Consider the following 15,647-nt stretch of genomic DNA (forward strand, 5'->3'; position numbering starts at 1 on the left):
GTCTCGTATGTTAACTAAGGAGGCAAAGCAAGTGCAATAAAGCCGGATACTCTTATTTATAAAGGAAAGGCATAAAAAATGAAAAAGTATATCGTTGTTACGGGAGCAAGTTCAGGCATAGGAGCAGCTACGGCAAAAGCTTTTGCACGCCGTGGAGAAAATTTGATCGTTATTGCACGTAGAGCAGAATTATTAGAAAATTTGAAAGGCGAGATTGCTAACATTTCGCCTGATTCAGACGTTATTGTAAAACCTTGTGATCTCTCGCGTAGCGAAAACGTTTTAGCGCTTTGGGATGACCTTAAAAGCTATGAGTTAAAGGCACTTATTAATAATGCAGGCTTTGGTGATTTTGGATTCATGGGCAATCATGATATTCAAAAAATGGTAAAAATGATAGATTTAAATGTAACTGCACTTGCGATACTTTCCAGTTTATTCGTGCGAGATTATAAATGTAAACAAACACAGTTGATAAATGTTTCCTCCGTGGGTGGATATTTTTTAGCGCCCGGAGTAGTACCATATTGTGGCACAAAATTTTTTGTAAGTGCCTTCACAGAGGGCTTATATCATGAGCTTGCACAGGATGTAGATGCTAAAATGCAGGCTAAAATCTTAGCGCCTGCTGCTACTAAAAGCGAGTTCTGCGATGTAGCTTCAGGTAAAAGCGGATTTGATTACGATGCTTCATTTGAAAAGTATCATAGCAGTGAACAGACCGCAGATTTTTTGCTCACCCTTTATGATAGCGATGCATGTGTTGGCGAGGTGGATTTAACTAGCTTTGAGTTTAAGCTCAGCGGGCCAAAATTTAATTACCTAGCTGCTGCCAAATAGTAGATAGGGATGGATTATATATAAACATAGATACTCCTGATGAGCGTCTTAGCATCTATTTTGAATATATGTTTGTATAGTAGCTAATATAGAACTCAGGATTTTATATCAAAAATAACTACTTGAAATTCCCTATCATTTAGGGTATAATTATAAAATAAGTTTTGATAAAGAATATTTTGTAAAATATATTTATAAATTATAATATTCTTAATACATGTGTTGTGTTTGTACAGATGTATATGTAAAAGAGCGGAGATTATAATCATGTTGAAGAAATTTGTATTGATGGCTGTTGCTTGTGCTTGTGTAGGTTCTTATACTGTTGCGGGTGCTCAAGGTACTGTTGATGTAAAACCAAATCAACCTAAATCTGTGGTAGCTCAACAAGAAGCGCCAATGGTTGGCATGTCAAGCCCGTTTCATGAGTTTTCTACTGTAGATGAAGCGGCTAAATATATGAACATTACACCTCAAATGCCTAAGGTATTGCCTGTAGGTTATAACATTGAATCTGTAAGCACTATTGATAAGGATGTATTGCAAGTGGTTTATGTTTACCAACCTGGTGAAGATGCTACTCGTAATCAAGCTGCAGGCAAACGCATCGTGTATCGCGTATCTAATGAAATAAAAGAAGATATTAGCGGCGATTATAGCGATTTTCGTGTAACAGCTAATGAAAAAGTAAACGGCACAAAGGTTATTTTCAAAGGTGGCAATAAAATGGTATATCTCATAGGTTGGACCAAAGACGGCCAAACTCATGGGATGTATTTCGAACGCCCTATAACTCGCGACATGGCGAAAGCAATCGTTGCTAATACAGTAGCTCCAAAACAACATACAAAATAATATACAAATTAATATACAAGTCCAGGCCTAATGGGATAGGCATGCGAGTTGTAGTGAAGCACTCGCATGGACACTGTAAGGGTTTTATATAGAACGGCTCCTCATATGAGGGGCCGTTTTTGTTGGTATGCAAAACTTTCATAATGATAATGATTCTAAATACCCATATGGGTATATCTATCTAAGTATTACATTGATAGAATATAAATATAGCTATTTTGTGATAAAGAAGGCAGGTGATGTATTGTATCGATTAATACTACAGCGTTTGGCGAGTATTGTAGGTATTTTATTTGTTGTTACCATCGGTACATTTGTATTGATAAAATTATCTCCTATCGATCCCGTGTCGATGAAGTTTAATCTTGTAGGGGCTACACCAGATCCAGTTGTAGTTGCACAGATACGAGAGCAGTTAGGTCTCAATGACCCTTGGTGGCAGCAATACCTACGTTGGTTAGGTCAAATTGTACAAGGGGACTTTGGTGAGTCCATTCTGTACGCTTTACCAGTGGCGACTATTCTTGGTGGCGCCTTGCCTAATACCTTGGGGCTAGTATCCTTAGCTCTTGTTATGGGAATCGTGGTGACCATACCGCTCGGTATGTTATCTGCAAAGTATCAAGACTCATGGATTGATCATGGGGTTCGTCTCGTTACATTCCTAGCATTAGCAATCCCTGGATTCTGGGTCGGTTTATTATTACTGTACTTATTCGGTGTTAAATTACAGCTAGTGTCGGTAACGAATACCAATGGCTTTTCTGCCTATGTATTGCCCGCGGTAACCCTTGCTTTATGGATATGTGGTCTCTACATTCGTCGATTGCGCAATGCTATTTTAGAAGTGTCGCGACAGCCCTTTGTACAGGGGGCGCGAGCATTGGGCTTGCCAGAATGGATGGTCTACACCCGTTACATATTCCCTCATGTGGGACTTATGTTGTTGCCTATGATGGGCGTAACCATGGGGGCCATGCTTGGGGGTTCTGCCGTTATTGAAACGGTATTCTCCATTAAAGGAATCGGCTACATGATGGTGCAGGGTATTATGGCTCGCGATTATGTATTGATGCAAGGCTATATCATCTGGATTACCTTGGTGTTCATCGTGATAAATATCATCATTGATGTATTGGGTGTTTGGCTGAATCCGAAGCGAAGAGTCGCTATAAAAGGAGGCTCTTATGAATAGACAAAAGCCCTATACTTTATACGCTATGTTAGTATTAGCAGCTCTGTGGATCGTATTTTTCTTATGTGCTCCCTATATAGCACCCTTTGATCCTGAAACGACGAGTATTGCGGACCGCTTACAAGACATTAGTAGTACCCATCTATTAGGTACTGACCAACTCGGTCGTGATGTGTGGTCTCGTATTCTGTACGGTGGTAAAGCCTCTTTAGGGATTGCTTTCACCATCATTGGCATTAGTGGGGCCATCGGTATCGCTATTGGTGGGTTAGCAGGATTCTCTACACCTAGCATTGACCGTTGGTTATCTCGCTTGATTGATTTGGTACTAGGGTTCCCGAACATGGTGATTGCCATTGCTTTCATCGGTATTATGGGACCTAGCATAACGAATGTAATCATTTCCTTGTGCATTACGAAATGGGCGGAATATGCCCGTATCACTAGAGGCCTCGTACAGATTGAACGCTACGCGGAGTACATTACCTTTGCTCGTATGTCAGGTGCTTCAAATCTACGAATTCTGTGGCGCTATATTCTGCCGAATGTATTGCCACCGTTGGTGATCGTTATTATTCAACATTTAGGGGACGCCATCATTTTGGTAGCCAGTTTTTCGCTCATCGGCATCGGTGTACAACCGCCGGATCCGGAGTGGGGCGCTATCTTGTTGAGCTCCCGAGATTTTCTACAAACGGCACCGTGGCTGCTAATTTATCCGGGGCTCGCTATTTTTATTACCGTTGTTTTATTTAACTATATTGGTGATGCGTTGCGCGATGCCCTTGATGTATCTCGTTAACCGTGCTGTGTATAGATTTTTTATGGTGAAAGCCTCGACGAGGCAATGTATTTTAAAGGAGATATTATGAAACGTTGGTTGTTAGCATGTTTGTCCATGCTATGCATGGTAGCTCTCTTGGTTGGCTGTGGCAATGATACTGCTAAAGATGGCAAACAAGGGAAGCATATGAATGTTGGTTTGTATTGGTTTGGTGAAACATTAGACCCAACTCACGAATGGGATGCGTGGACATTGACTCGTATCGGTGCAGGTGAAACCTTAGCCGTTGTAACACCGGATATGAAATTTGCCCCACAATTGGCAGATTCTTGGGAAAATGTAGACCCTACAACATGGAAATTCCACATCCGTGAAAACGTAAAATTCCACAATGGTACTCCGATGACACCTCAAAAGGTAAAAGAGTCCATTGAGTATACGATGAAACAAAGTGCTCGTTCCGCTAAAGCTGTTAAAATCGAGTCCATCACAGTAGATGGTCAAAACTTGATTATTAAGACTACAGAGCCTAATGGTTCCTTGTTATCTAGCTTGACTGAACCTGCTTTTGTTATCATGGATACTGCAGATCTTAAAGATGTAGCATCTAAACCAGTTCTTACAGGCCCTTATAAAATCACTGCTTTCAAAAAAGGTGAAACAATTGAACTTGCAGCCTTCGCAGATTACTGGGGTGGCAAACCAGGTCTTGATACTGTAACTGTAAAAGACATCGAAGACAATAACAAACGCGCTATGGCGTTGCAATCTAAAGACGTAGACGTAATTCAAAAAGTGGACTCTGCTAACCGCAGCTTGTTCAAAGACGGTTTTAATATTCAAGACGTTGCTGGCGTTCGTGTGTTTATGTTGAAAGCAAACCACACAGAAGCATCTCCATTGCATGATAAAGCTGTGCGTTCCGCTATTGCTCATATCATTAACTATGATTCCATGGCTAAAATCATCGGCAATGGCTCTACACCAGGGGCAGCACCATTCCCTCCATCTGCCAATTTAGGTTATGATGCGATTGCTAATAAACCGATGACAGATGTAGCAAAAGCTGACCAAATCTTGACTCAAGCTGGTTACGCTAAGAATGCAAACGGCATGTATGCAAAAGATGGCAAAGAATTAGCGATTACTATTGCTATTTGGGGTAAAGACACAAGCTTATACGAAGAAATTCAACAAGAATTGAAAAAAGCAGGTATTGCTGTAACTCTTAAGAAATTACAAAGCCCTGATGAAGTAGATACACTTGGTACAGATGGTTTTGATTTAGTAGAACGCAATGTAGTGACTATGTCTACAAACGATCCTTACTGGTTCCTCAGCTTATTCTACAAAACTGGTGCGAAAGCAAACGTTGGTGGCTACTCTAACCCTCAAGTAGATGCGTTAATCGACCAATTGTCAGTAACATTTGATCAAAACGAACGCTCTAATATTGCAAAACAAGCACAACAAATCTTAGTTGATGACGTAGCAGATATCTATTTGTTGTATCCAAGTGCAACAGTTGTATCTACTACAAAAGTTAAAAATGTACCGGTACATCCAATCGATTACTACTTATTAACAAAGGATTCTACTATTGAATAAATCTGATTGTATCGTATTTGATAAGGTTACAATTTCATATGGTGCGGAGCAAGCGGTACGCGATGTATCCTTCTCCGTGCCCAATGGTGAGGTCTTTGCCATCGTTGGTGAAAGCGGCTCTGGTAAATCTACGTTAGTTCGTGCCGCCTTTGGCATGTTAAAACAAGCTAGCATTAGCGGCCAAATTTTGCTAAATGGCACCGATGTTTCTACATTGAGTGATGGTGATTGGCGACAATTGCGGGGCGCGAAGATTTCTATGATCTTTCAAAATCCCAGCGCCTATCTAAATCCAAATCGCACCGTAGAAAATCACTTCAAAGATTTATTCCGTGCTCATGGTGAAAGCTATGATGTAAGCCGCGTTATAGATATGCTTAATCTTGTTCACTTAACTGACGGAGAGCGTATCTTGCAGTCCTATCCGTTTCAATTGAGCGGTGGTATGCAACAACGGTTAGCAATAGCCTTGAGCCTCATCTTGAAACCTAGCATTGTGTTTGCCGACGAACCGACTAGTGCCTTAGATATGCTGGTGCAAGCCTCTGTATTGGACCTTATGAAAGAGGTAACGCAGGCTCTTGGGGCAACGGTGATTATTGTAACCCATAATATCAAGGCGGCTGCTCGCATTGCCAATAGCATTGGGGTTATGAATAAAGGCCAACTCGTTGAAGTAGGCTCCACCGAAGAGGTCATGGCGCATCCAAAGGATAAGTATACTCGCGTCTTGTTAGATTCCGTAATGAAAGTGGTGTAGTATGATTCAACTCGAGAATATATGTAAACAATATACGAACCACAATCATACGGTCCGCGCCGTTGATAACGTATCCTTTTCCGTGGCTCCCAATGAACGAGTAGGCATTGCTGGAGGTAGTGGTTCTGGTAAAAGCACTCTACTTAGATTGATTGCCTTATTGGAAAAGCCTACCTCTGGTAATCTGTGGCTCTTTGGTAAAGACGTAACATCCATTCAAAACCATACAGAAATATATCGTTCTATGCAGATGATGTTCCAAAATCCCTTGGCGGTGAGTCCACCAAGGATGAACTTAGAAGCATTTCTCTTAGAGCCGTATATTAACTATGGTCTTATGGATGTGGCGGCAGCAAAGGACGATATCCGTAAGTGGATTCAACATGTAGACCTACCTGAAACGATTGTTAACAAATACCCGCATGAGGTCAGCGGCGGTCAATTGCAACGCGTTGTATTAGCACGAATTATGCTGATGAACCCAAAACTAGTACTCTTTGATGAACCTACATCAGCCCTTGATGTGGTGAACCAAAAACTAGTGCTAGACCTCCTACAAAAACTTCATACGGAACAACCCTTCGGCTACGTATTCGTCAGCCATGACATCGGCCTATTACAAGCCGTAACAGACCGAATCATCGTCATGAAAGACGGACAAATCGTAGAGATTATCGAATCAAAACGACTTAAAGAAGCGGTACATCCATATACACAAGCACTGGTTAGTGCTGGTGAATAAGGAAAGGCCCCTGTTTGAAACAGGGGCCTTTTGCTATATATTTATTGTTTAAGTATGTAAGTGTTGGTAAAGCAATTGCAATAACTTATATAAGAGGTCAAAATATTTTGTTACTATATAAGATTTGGTTTAGTTGTAGTTCTTCTAATAGTGAGTCCAGTATAGATTAGTTACATATGCTTATTTAATATTATAAAAAAGTGGTTATATCGTAGGCGATGTCTTCAGCGAAGAAGCGGCTTGTGATGTTGTAGAAAACTACACTGATATCATCACAGTAGGTCGTGGTACTTTGGTAGATCCTGAATTTGGTCATAAAATTATGACTGGAAAAGGCGATACTATCGTTCGCGAAGTAACACCGGAACATGTGCCAAATATGCACCTAACACCAGGTCTATTCGAAGCCTTCACACGCACTGACTCCTTGGGCTTGTCACCATTACCAGATGCAGAATCTATCCATGACCAACACAGAGGTACATACGATAACCATCCGCTAGCCATTCCATATGCGGAACAATAAAAAGCAAATACAACTAAAATAGTAAAAACATTTAGTAAATGATTTCGTAAATAATTACGTAAATAACTTCATAAAAAAACACAGATTGTTAAGTAAAATTTTTAGTTAAATAATCGAATCACAATACATTAAAACTATACACCCATAAAAACTTGTGAAGCGAGTTTGTAGAAAAAAGAGCCCCTGTTTGAACAGGGGCTTTTGTTTAGTTGAAAAATATATACTAAGTAATATAATGAACATAAGATTAAGTGTGTGAGTATTAATTTATATGCTGATTAGCATTTAATATATTGAGATTATATTTTTAGATACTAAGGGTGTGTTCTTTAGGAGGGTTAATTGTTATGATTGAACGTGTTATACTAAAAAATTATCGACAGTTTGAAGAATTGGAATTTAATTGCAATCTTAATAGAAATATTTTTATTGGTGATAACGGTGCGGGAAAGAGTACGATACTTGAAGCTATTAGGCTTGTTTTAAGTGGAAGCTTTTCAGGTATTAGTAAGGTTGGTATTCATAACCTCTTTAATTGTAATACTATTGAGAATTTTCTATCGGCCTATTTAGATAACAAAGAGGCAGAGCTGCCTATTATTCTAGTTGAAGTATATCTTGATTCTCATAGTGATAAGGTTAAAGATATTTTTAAATTAGAAGGAAAACATAATTCTAAGAATCGAAACTTATATGGAATGAGATTAGTGATTGAGCTTGATGAGGATTATAGGCAGGATTTTTATAATTGTCTTGATGGCAATCAAAAAATTTTTCCATTTGAGTATTATACTGTAAGGTATTCTACTTTTTCTGATGAGCCTTACAATAGCTTTAAAAAGCCTTTTAAGTATAACTGGGAATTTATCAATACTAGTGAGATAAATGTTGAAATAGCATTGAAACATTATGTTGCCCATATATTTGAATCAGTAACAGAAGAAGGTGATCGTGCTCGGATTTTTAATGGTTTACGTACAAAAAGTAAAGAGTATATTGGAGAGCTTTATAACGAAAATAAAATTAAAGAAGGAGAGTATAGAATAGATGTTGACGGGGTATATTCTTCAGATATTTGTAATTTTCTAACCGTGAAAAAGGATAATATTGATATTAATAGCCTAGGTCAAGGTGAAAAACTATTATTAAGTTTATTTAAGTATGAAGCAACTCAAGATATAGATGTATTGCTTATTGAAGAACCAGAAAATCATTTGAGTTTTGGAAATATGCAGTTATTGATTCAACTACTTGAAAAGTTAACTTGTGCACAATGTTTTCTTTCAACTCATTCTAATATGATTGCGACAAAATTAGAACTTAGTAATAGTTTTATTTTAGGTAATAATAAAATTACTAAGCTTAATCAATTAGATAAAGACACTGAAAAGTTTTTTGTAAAATTGACAAATCAAAATGTACTTAACTTTATTCTTTCATCTAAAGTAATTTTGGTTGAAGGTGCAGCTGAATATATTCTTATAGATGATATGTATAATTATTTTACTGATAATAGTTCTAGTCTATATGATGATAAAATTACTCTTATTAGCTGTAATGGATTGAGCTTTGAGCGTTATCTTGCAATTTCTAATCTTATAAAGAATAAAGTTGCCGTAATAACTGATAATGATCATGACTATAATCATAAAGTTATTGAGAAGTATAGAGCTTATGATACTAATTTTATTAAAGCTTTTTCTGATGAAAATAATGATCGATATACGTTTGAGGTATGTTTGTTTAATGATAATCAAGAATGGTTAGAGAAAAATAGAATTTCTAGGAGTGAGGATATACAGTCTTTCTTATTAAATCAAAAAGCTGAAGCCGCTTATAGGATTTCATCTAAATTAAGTTGTGAAAATGAATCAGAATTTATTATTCCTAAATATATAAAAGAGGCTTTCGAATGGATAAAAGAATAATTCATGCTGTTGCAGGTAGTGGTAAGACAAGATATATTATTGAATCCTTAGACTTAGATACGCGTATAGCAATAATTACTTATACTATTACAAACCAAATAGAACTGAAGAATAGAATAATAAAGAAATTTGGTAGACTACCAGATAATATTCATGTTTTTGGATTATTTCAATTTTTATACTCTTTTTGTTTACGTCCTTATTATTGTGAAAAAAAGCTCAAAGGAATTGATTTTAATAACAATAATACTTTTAGAGATTTTAATGGTGACTATATTTATAGCAATAAAATATCTAAAGTGCTTATTAATGGGGAACGTGAATATATCAATCGAATTAATCGTTTTTTTGATGTGATTTATATTGATGAGTTTCAGGATTTAACAGCATATGATTTTGAATTTGCATTAAGTCTAATTGAATGTTCCATAAAGGTTGTTTTTCTAGGTGATTTCTTTCAAAAAACGTATAGCTCATCTCAAGTAGGGAATAAAGGATCTAGAATTCATAGTAGTTTTGAATTGTGGAAGAAAAAACTATCTGCTTTTGAATGGGAGGACAGAATTCTTTCTAACTCTGTACGATGCCCAATAAAAGTTTGTGATTTTATTAGAAATGAAATGGGGATTAATATTAAAGGGACGAAAGATTTACCGATAGAGATTAAGGAGCTTACAGAAATAGATGAAATAGTTACTGTACTAGAAGATGATGCTATAAAAAAATTATTTTATCAGAAGTCTTATGAGTACCCCTGTAATGCTAAGAACTGGGGAGATAGTAAAGGCTCTGAATATGAATCAGTTTGTGTTGTTATAAATAATACTACTTATAAGGCTTATCAAAAAAATAATTTATCTTCACTTGTGCCGCAGACACTATCTAAATTTTATGTTGCATGTACACGGACAAAGGGAAATTTATATTTTATTGAAGAGAAAAAAGTAAAGAACTATTATAAGGATAATTAATTTAATACTTTAAGCGTTTTATAAAGTTTATACGATAAATTTCATATTAAGTAAGGTGGATAACTACAATGAATCAGGATATAGTAATGACTATAATAGCTACAGCATTAGATTTTTTATATGATAATGACCAATATTTAATAAGTAATGGGGAACGGTATTATGTCAGCGAACGATCTATCGCTCATAAACTGGGGTGCTATTTGTCTCAACTAATTCAAGAATATGATGTTGATTGTGAGTTTAGTAGAGATTTGGATGCAATTAAGCAAATGGGATGTGATAAGATAGTTCCGGATATCATTGTTCATAAGAGAGGGAATAATGATGATAACTTAATTGTTATTGAAGTTAAACCATGGTGGAACGATAAGAGCAAAGCATTTATAAAGGATGAAAATAAACTAACATACTTAACTAATTACAATAATCAATATAAATATAAGTATGGGTTTAGTTTAATTATTAACAAAAACAGAGAAGATACTGAAGTAAAAATATTTATTGATGGCAAAACTGATGATATTTACCATAAAATATAAAGATAATGAGTATAATGTAAAAAAAGTAGCTTCTTATATAAGGAGCTACTTTCATTTTTATTGATTATTTAATCTCTGCTTTCAAATCAATAATATTTTTAGCAGCTACGCAACCAGGGCAATCACAGAATTCTGCACCTTGTGCTTTAATGGATTTAGCGTGTTGTAATAGGTTAGTAGCACCTTCTTCGCCAAGAATTTGTACAGCGAGTTCAGAGCCTGCAAAGCCGATTGTTTCATCGATGAGGGCAATGTTTTGCTCTGCTACGGATACGAGTTGTTTTGTAAGCTCTGCTTGTTTTTCTGTGCCTTCTGCATCGAGCCAAAATTGAGCAAATTCTTTTACTTTAGGATTACTTTGTGGTGCATCTAATAACGCTTGTACGAGTTGTGTTAATTGTGTATGTGTCATGATTATTTCCTCCATATAACTACTAACTATAGTTTTGGAATAGTGCATTTAGTATCATATGAGCACCTGTTCCTTTTGTTGAGTTCATTATAGCACCTACAGTTATTTTGAATAGTAGAATAATTTGCGATAGATACTATCAAATATGATAGATTTATGATGATAGCTGGTTTAATTTTTGGAGCATAAAAAAGAGGAATGCTTTCGCACCCCTCTTTAACTTGGTTAGAATAAATCTGAGTGGCTACCTGTGCGAGTTAAAGATAATACTAAAATATCATCTTTAATTGCATAAATTAGAAGCCAATCTGGCTCGATGTGTAATTCTCTAAAGCCTTCGTAGTTTCCTGTTAATGGATGATCTTTATAACTAGGATCTAATAGCGTTTGATTCTGTAATTTAGTGATGATTGAATAGAGTTTATTGAGATTTTTACCGCGTTTCTTGGTGCGCTTTAGGTCCTTTTTGAACTTACTGCTAAGCACTAATCTCAACATAACTAATTACTCCAATCCTAAATCCTCAATCATTTCTTTTACATTAGCATATGATTTTGCTTTTACTTTTCCTGCTAATATATCTTTCGTTTCTTGAATAGCAGCTTCTGTTTCTGCATTATAACGAGGTTGTTTAGGTTGAAATGGAAATCCACCTTCCATTAGTGATGTATGGAGAAAAATATTAATCGCATCAGTTACGGATATGCCAAAGCTAGCATATAATGCTTCTAATTGTGCTTTTACAGCTGGCTCGATAGGCAAACTGATAGAGGCTGTTTTAGCCATAGTATCACCTCCTGTTACTTATATTGTATTGCAAATACTTTATATTAGCAATCATATGATTACAATTTGCAAGCAAAATGCTTTTCCTTTTCTGGATAGAAAATCCTTATAAATATAAGAATATAAAAATATTAGGATTTTAGGTGATATAATTTACTTAATAAATGTAGTTTGTTTACAGGGGAATGTATTATGAAAAAGGTTGTATGTGCACTGGCTGTGTTAGCTTTCATAGGTTCCATCAATGTTGTCGCAGCAGATGAGTTGATGCGGTTTCGTCTTAATGGTAATTCTATTTATGACCAGCCCTATGGTGACAGAAATGAGTTTCCATGTCCAGACAGACTTGGCAGTTGTACTATAACTGATAGCGATTATAAAAGCACTCGTAAAGGTCAATTGCTAGAGGTGTTTGATGCTCTATATGAGGCTAAGCAACATTTGAACTTTAAAGCGCAGTTGCCAAGTGGATTAGAAGGATTACGTCCTGTACATGTATCCATTGTGGATCACGATGTATTACAAGTAGTGTATGCCTATAATGAGCTTTTAAAAGGAGCATATTATGACAGTGTAGATGATATGCCTAAATATATTAAGTATCGTGTATCGACTCTATCAGGTAATATCGCAGGCGATTATAAGGATTACTTGTCTCAAAAAACAGATGTTGTAAATGGGATGACGGTAACCTATCGAATGGTGGATGACGCCGTTTACTTAGCATCTTGGGAACATGAGGGGCAAAACCATGTATTTTTATTTAATGAGCCAGTTTCTGTTGAGCGAGTTAGAGAATTGATTAACGGTGTAAAATATTGAAAAAACACTTTAAGTGTAGTATATTATAGATAGACAATCGATAGTTGTGCAATTAACTATAAAATCCCTCGGAGCGGCAACTCCGAGGGATTTTTTACATTATTACGCTAATGCTAGAGCGTTGGACTAGTTGCTAAATAAAAGGGCTAGAAAAGCGTCTAACCACTTGCAAATGTAGTAGGCGAATACATTTACCATACGGCTAGCCAAAATAAATAAAATAGCTGTCACAAATACGAAATAGACATCGTAATTTATGACAGCTGCTTTGGCAGTACATGGTCAATCTAACAGTGTATTGTTATTTTATTTTTTAAAAGCCTCACTGATGGAATAAATTCCGTCAAATAAGAAACCGAAAGCGATGAAATAGATAAATGCTTCACCAGAAGCGATCGGCTCGAATATAAGTAACAGGCCTAATAGTAACAGAACAAGTGCGAGCCATTTTGCACTGCCTCCCAGTAGTGATACCATGGAGTCGGCATTTCTGGATTTAATGAAAATGATGATAGCATCGATTACCATCCAGATGCCGATTGTGATCGGGAATACTAACGGTAGGAATGCAAATCCGCCGCATACGAGAAAGATACCGAATAGAGCATTGATAATACCGCTGATGAGATACCAGCCGCTACGCAATTCAGGGGGTAACATAAAATAATTTATAATGGAGCTGACTGCACTGACAAAAAAGATAATAGAAAATAGCCAGGCAAAAGCCATGAGATTAATAACGGGGTTTAATAGTAAGAATATCCCCAGGATAATGCTTACAATACCCGATACAATAAAGAAGAATTTGCTTGAACCACTCATAATCATTCCTCCAATCTTTGGTACTGCCTATTTTCAGTATGCGTGAAATCATGGGGAATGTCAAATTGTAACGATAAAACTGTGCTTTCACAAAACTCACATGTCCATCCTGTTGACACAGTTCTATAGAATGCCGTATAATACCCTTATATCTTAAAACAAGCTATGAATGGGTATAAAGGTTTACAGATCCTACTTTCAGAGAGTTGCCGGCTGGTGCGAGGCAATAGAGGTTGTACGCTGACACTCTCCCGTGAGCTTTGATGGCGAATACAGCAGTAGTCATTGACGGTGGTTCCGTTATACCCGAAACGAGTCCCAATTAGGGTGGTACCGTGTTATGAATATAACGCCCCTTTGAGCAACGACAGTTGTTCTGAGGGGCTTTTTTATTTGTGAAAGTCTAGTAAGTCACAGATTATATATGGTGTCGACATTGGCGATTTTACAAACTTTCACTATGGATAGATATAATAAAGTGTTATGTTTTATGAGGATAGAAAAGGTGGCTATTATGGAACAGAATCGCGTATATTTCTTTGATACAACGCTTCGTGATGGGGAACAAACACCAGGTGTATCTTTACAAACTCCTGAAAAAATTGAAATTGCGAAAGGCCTAGTACGCCTCGGCATCGACGTAATCGAGGCTGGCTTCCCAGCTGCATCCCCTGGAGATTTTGAAGCGGTACAAACGATTGCTCGCGAGGTTAAAGGCACAACTATTTGTGGCTTGGCCCGTGCCAACGAAAAGGATGTGCAAAAGGTGGCTGATGCGTTGAAAGATGCAGAGCGCAGCCGTTTGCATGTGTTTATCGCTACATCCGAAATCCACATGAAATATAAATTGAAAATGACTCGTCAAGAGGTATTGGATCGCGTTGAATCTATCTTGGAATTTGCAAAAGGCAAATTTGATGAAATCGAGTTCTCTGGTGAAGATGCGGCTCGTACAGACTTAGATTTCTTGTGTGAAGTATTCGGCGTGGCTATCGCTGGTGGCGCTACAATTATTAACGTACCAGATACAGTAGGTTATATGAACCCTAATGAGTTCGGTGATAAAATCCGCTACATCAAAGAACATACATCAGGAATTGAAAATGCAATTATCTCTGTTCACTGCCATGACGACTTAGGCCTTGCCAATGCGAATACGTTAGCCGCTATTAAAGCAGGTGCACGCCAAGTAGAAGGCACAATTAATGGTCTGGGTGAACGGGCTGGTAACGTAGCGATTGAAGAAGTGGTAATGGCTCTTAAAACACGCCATGATTATTTCGATGACCTTCAAGTGAACATCGATACAAAACAATTTACGAAAGTATCTAAACTTGTGAGCCGTTTAACAGGTGTTGTAGTTCCTCCAAATAAAGCAATCGTTGGTTCTAACGCCTTTGCTCATGAGTCCGGTATCCATCAACATGGTATGATGAGCAACCCTGAAACGTATGAAATCATGACTCCTGAGTCCGTAGGGGCTGAAAAAACAGATCTCGTATTGGGCAAACACTCCGGTCGTCATGCTTTCGCAGATCATTTGGCAAAACTTGGTTTCCAATCTTTTGCAGAAGAGAAAATCAACGATCTTTTCGCTAAGTTTAAAGAGTTGGCAGACCGCAAAAAACAGGTATACGACGATGATATCGTAGCCCTTGTTGTAGATAATCTTCATCACAAAAAAGCATTCGAGCTCGTGGCTCAATACTATAAATTGGGTGAGAAAGGCTATGCCTATGCTGACGTTCGTCTCATGACTCCAGAAGGTGAAAAAGCTGATGCAGCCGTTGGTGATGGCCCAGTAGACGCATCCCTTAAAGCGGTTGAACGTGTGGTTGGCTTGCCAATCAGCTTAAAAGACTACCAAATCCGTGCTATCACAGCCGGTAAAGATGCCCTTGGGGAAGCAACCCTTAAGGTAGAATACAACGGTCGCTTGTACCATGGTCGTGGTATTAGCACAGATATCGTTAAATCAAGTGTGAATGCATATATTAATGCAGTTAACTCAGTATTCCTAGCTATGGAGCTAGAACAACAGGAGGAAGAATAAT

17 protein-coding genes and 1 other annotated feature are annotated in these 15,647 nt (G+C 37.3%); of the genes, 13 read left to right on the forward strand and 4 right to left on the reverse strand.

Features of this window, described 5'->3' with window-relative positions:
- Positions 1–78 precede the first annotated feature (78 nt).
- The 11 genes from E7B10_RS05730 to E7B10_RS05780 all read left to right on the forward strand — a co-directional run bounded on the left by E7B10_RS05730 (position 79) and on the right by E7B10_RS05780 (position 10,751).
- Positions 79–840 (forward strand): SDR family oxidoreductase, encoded by a 762-nt coding sequence (locus tag E7B10_RS05730; RefSeq protein WP_118091135.1) that lies wholly within the window; start codon positions 79–81, stop codon positions 838–840.
- A gap of 267 nt (positions 841–1,107) precedes the next feature.
- A complete protein-coding gene (locus E7B10_RS05735; protein WP_155086496.1) occupies positions 1,108–1,695 on the forward strand; it encodes a hypothetical protein in 588 nt (195 codons plus the stop codon).
- Positions 1,696–1,939: 244 nt separating this feature from the next.
- The gene (locus E7B10_RS05740; protein ID WP_038150418.1) at positions 1,940–2,890 is read left to right on the forward strand and encodes an ABC transporter permease; all 951 of its coding nucleotides are present in this window, start codon (positions 1,940–1,942) and stop codon (positions 2,888–2,890) included.
- Positions 2,883–3,692, forward strand: coding sequence for an ABC transporter permease (locus E7B10_RS05745; protein ID WP_004697655.1), 810 nt, complete (start codon positions 2,883–2,885; stop codon positions 3,690–3,692). Before E7B10_RS05740 ends, E7B10_RS05745 begins: the two co-directional genes overlap by 8 nt.
- Before the next feature lie 66 nt (positions 3,693–3,758).
- Entirely contained in the window at positions 3,759–5,282 is a 1,524-nt protein-coding gene (locus tag E7B10_RS05750; protein ID WP_004697952.1) for an ABC transporter substrate-binding protein, read from the forward strand.
- Positions 5,275–6,042: an ABC transporter ATP-binding protein gene (locus E7B10_RS05755; protein WP_004697863.1), complete on the forward strand. Its 768-nt coding sequence runs from the start codon at positions 5,275–5,277 to the stop codon at positions 6,040–6,042. Before E7B10_RS05750 ends, E7B10_RS05755 begins: the two co-directional genes overlap by 8 nt.
- Before the next feature lies 1 nt (position 6,043).
- Positions 6,044–6,784 carry an ABC transporter ATP-binding protein gene (locus tag E7B10_RS05760; RefSeq protein ID WP_004697689.1) on the forward strand — a complete coding sequence of 247 codons (741 nt, stop codon included), beginning with the start codon at positions 6,044–6,046 and terminating at the stop codon, positions 6,782–6,784.
- Positions 6,785–7,106: 322 nt separating this feature from the next.
- Positions 7,107–7,310, forward strand: a complete 204-nt coding sequence (locus E7B10_RS05765; protein ID WP_316055539.1) for a hypothetical protein — start codon at positions 7,107–7,109, stop codon at positions 7,308–7,310.
- A gap of 347 nt (positions 7,311–7,657) precedes the next feature.
- A complete protein-coding gene (locus E7B10_RS05770; protein ID WP_004697820.1) occupies positions 7,658–9,238 on the forward strand; it encodes an ATP-dependent endonuclease in 1,581 nt (526 codons plus the stop codon).
- The gene (locus tag E7B10_RS05775) at positions 9,223–10,209 is read left to right on the forward strand and encodes a hypothetical protein (RefSeq protein WP_004697927.1); all 987 of its coding nucleotides are present in this window, start codon (positions 9,223–9,225) and stop codon (positions 10,207–10,209) included. The genes E7B10_RS05770 and E7B10_RS05775 overlap by 16 nt, the downstream gene beginning before the upstream one ends.
- A 68-nt stretch (positions 10,210–10,277) precedes the next feature.
- Positions 10,278–10,751, forward strand: a complete 474-nt coding sequence (locus tag E7B10_RS05780; protein ID WP_004697861.1) for a hypothetical protein — start codon at positions 10,278–10,280, stop codon at positions 10,749–10,751.
- Between the two features lie 64 nt (positions 10,752–10,815).
- Here the strand turns inward: E7B10_RS05780 and E7B10_RS05785 are convergent, their stop codons facing one another.
- The 3 genes from E7B10_RS05785 to E7B10_RS05795 form a co-directional block, all read right to left on the reverse strand.
- Entirely contained in the window at positions 10,816–11,163 is a 348-nt protein-coding gene (locus tag E7B10_RS05785) for a hypothetical protein (RefSeq protein ID WP_004697802.1), read from the reverse strand.
- Positions 11,164–11,388: 225 nt separating this feature from the next.
- A complete protein-coding gene (locus tag E7B10_RS05790) occupies positions 11,389–11,661 on the reverse strand; it encodes a type II toxin-antitoxin system YafQ family toxin (protein ID WP_004697643.1) in 273 nt (90 codons plus the stop codon).
- 6 nt (positions 11,662–11,667) lie between these two features.
- Positions 11,668–11,949, reverse strand: a complete 282-nt coding sequence (locus E7B10_RS05795) for a type II toxin-antitoxin system RelB/DinJ family antitoxin (RefSeq protein ID WP_316055540.1) — start codon at positions 11,947–11,949, stop codon at positions 11,668–11,670.
- 192 nt (positions 11,950–12,141) lie between these two features.
- Between E7B10_RS05795 and E7B10_RS05800 the strand changes: the two genes are divergently transcribed.
- On the forward strand, positions 12,142–12,771 hold the full coding sequence (locus E7B10_RS05800; protein ID WP_004697902.1) for a hypothetical protein: 630 nt from the start codon (positions 12,142–12,144) through the stop codon (positions 12,769–12,771).
- Between the two features lie 306 nt (positions 12,772–13,077).
- On the opposite strand, the gene E7B10_RS05805 is transcribed toward E7B10_RS05800, so the two are convergent.
- The gene (locus E7B10_RS05805) at positions 13,078–13,593 is read right to left on the reverse strand and encodes a DUF308 domain-containing protein (RefSeq protein WP_004697874.1); all 516 of its coding nucleotides are present in this window, start codon (positions 13,591–13,593) and stop codon (positions 13,078–13,080) included.
- Positions 13,594–13,749: 156 nt separating this feature from the next.
- Positions 13,750–13,953, forward strand: a binding site (T-box leader).
- Positions 13,954–14,107: 154 nt separating this feature from the next.
- On the opposite strand from E7B10_RS05805, the gene E7B10_RS05810 reads away from it, so the two are divergent.
- Positions 14,108–15,646: a 2-isopropylmalate synthase gene (locus E7B10_RS05810; protein ID WP_038150391.1), complete on the forward strand. Its 1,539-nt coding sequence runs from the start codon at positions 14,108–14,110 to the stop codon at positions 15,644–15,646.
- Position 15,647: the final 1 nt, after the last annotated feature.

It is taken from the genome of Veillonella sp. (genome assembly GCF_032470285.1).
Lineage (GTDB): Bacteria > Bacillota > Negativicutes > Veillonellales > Veillonellaceae > Veillonella.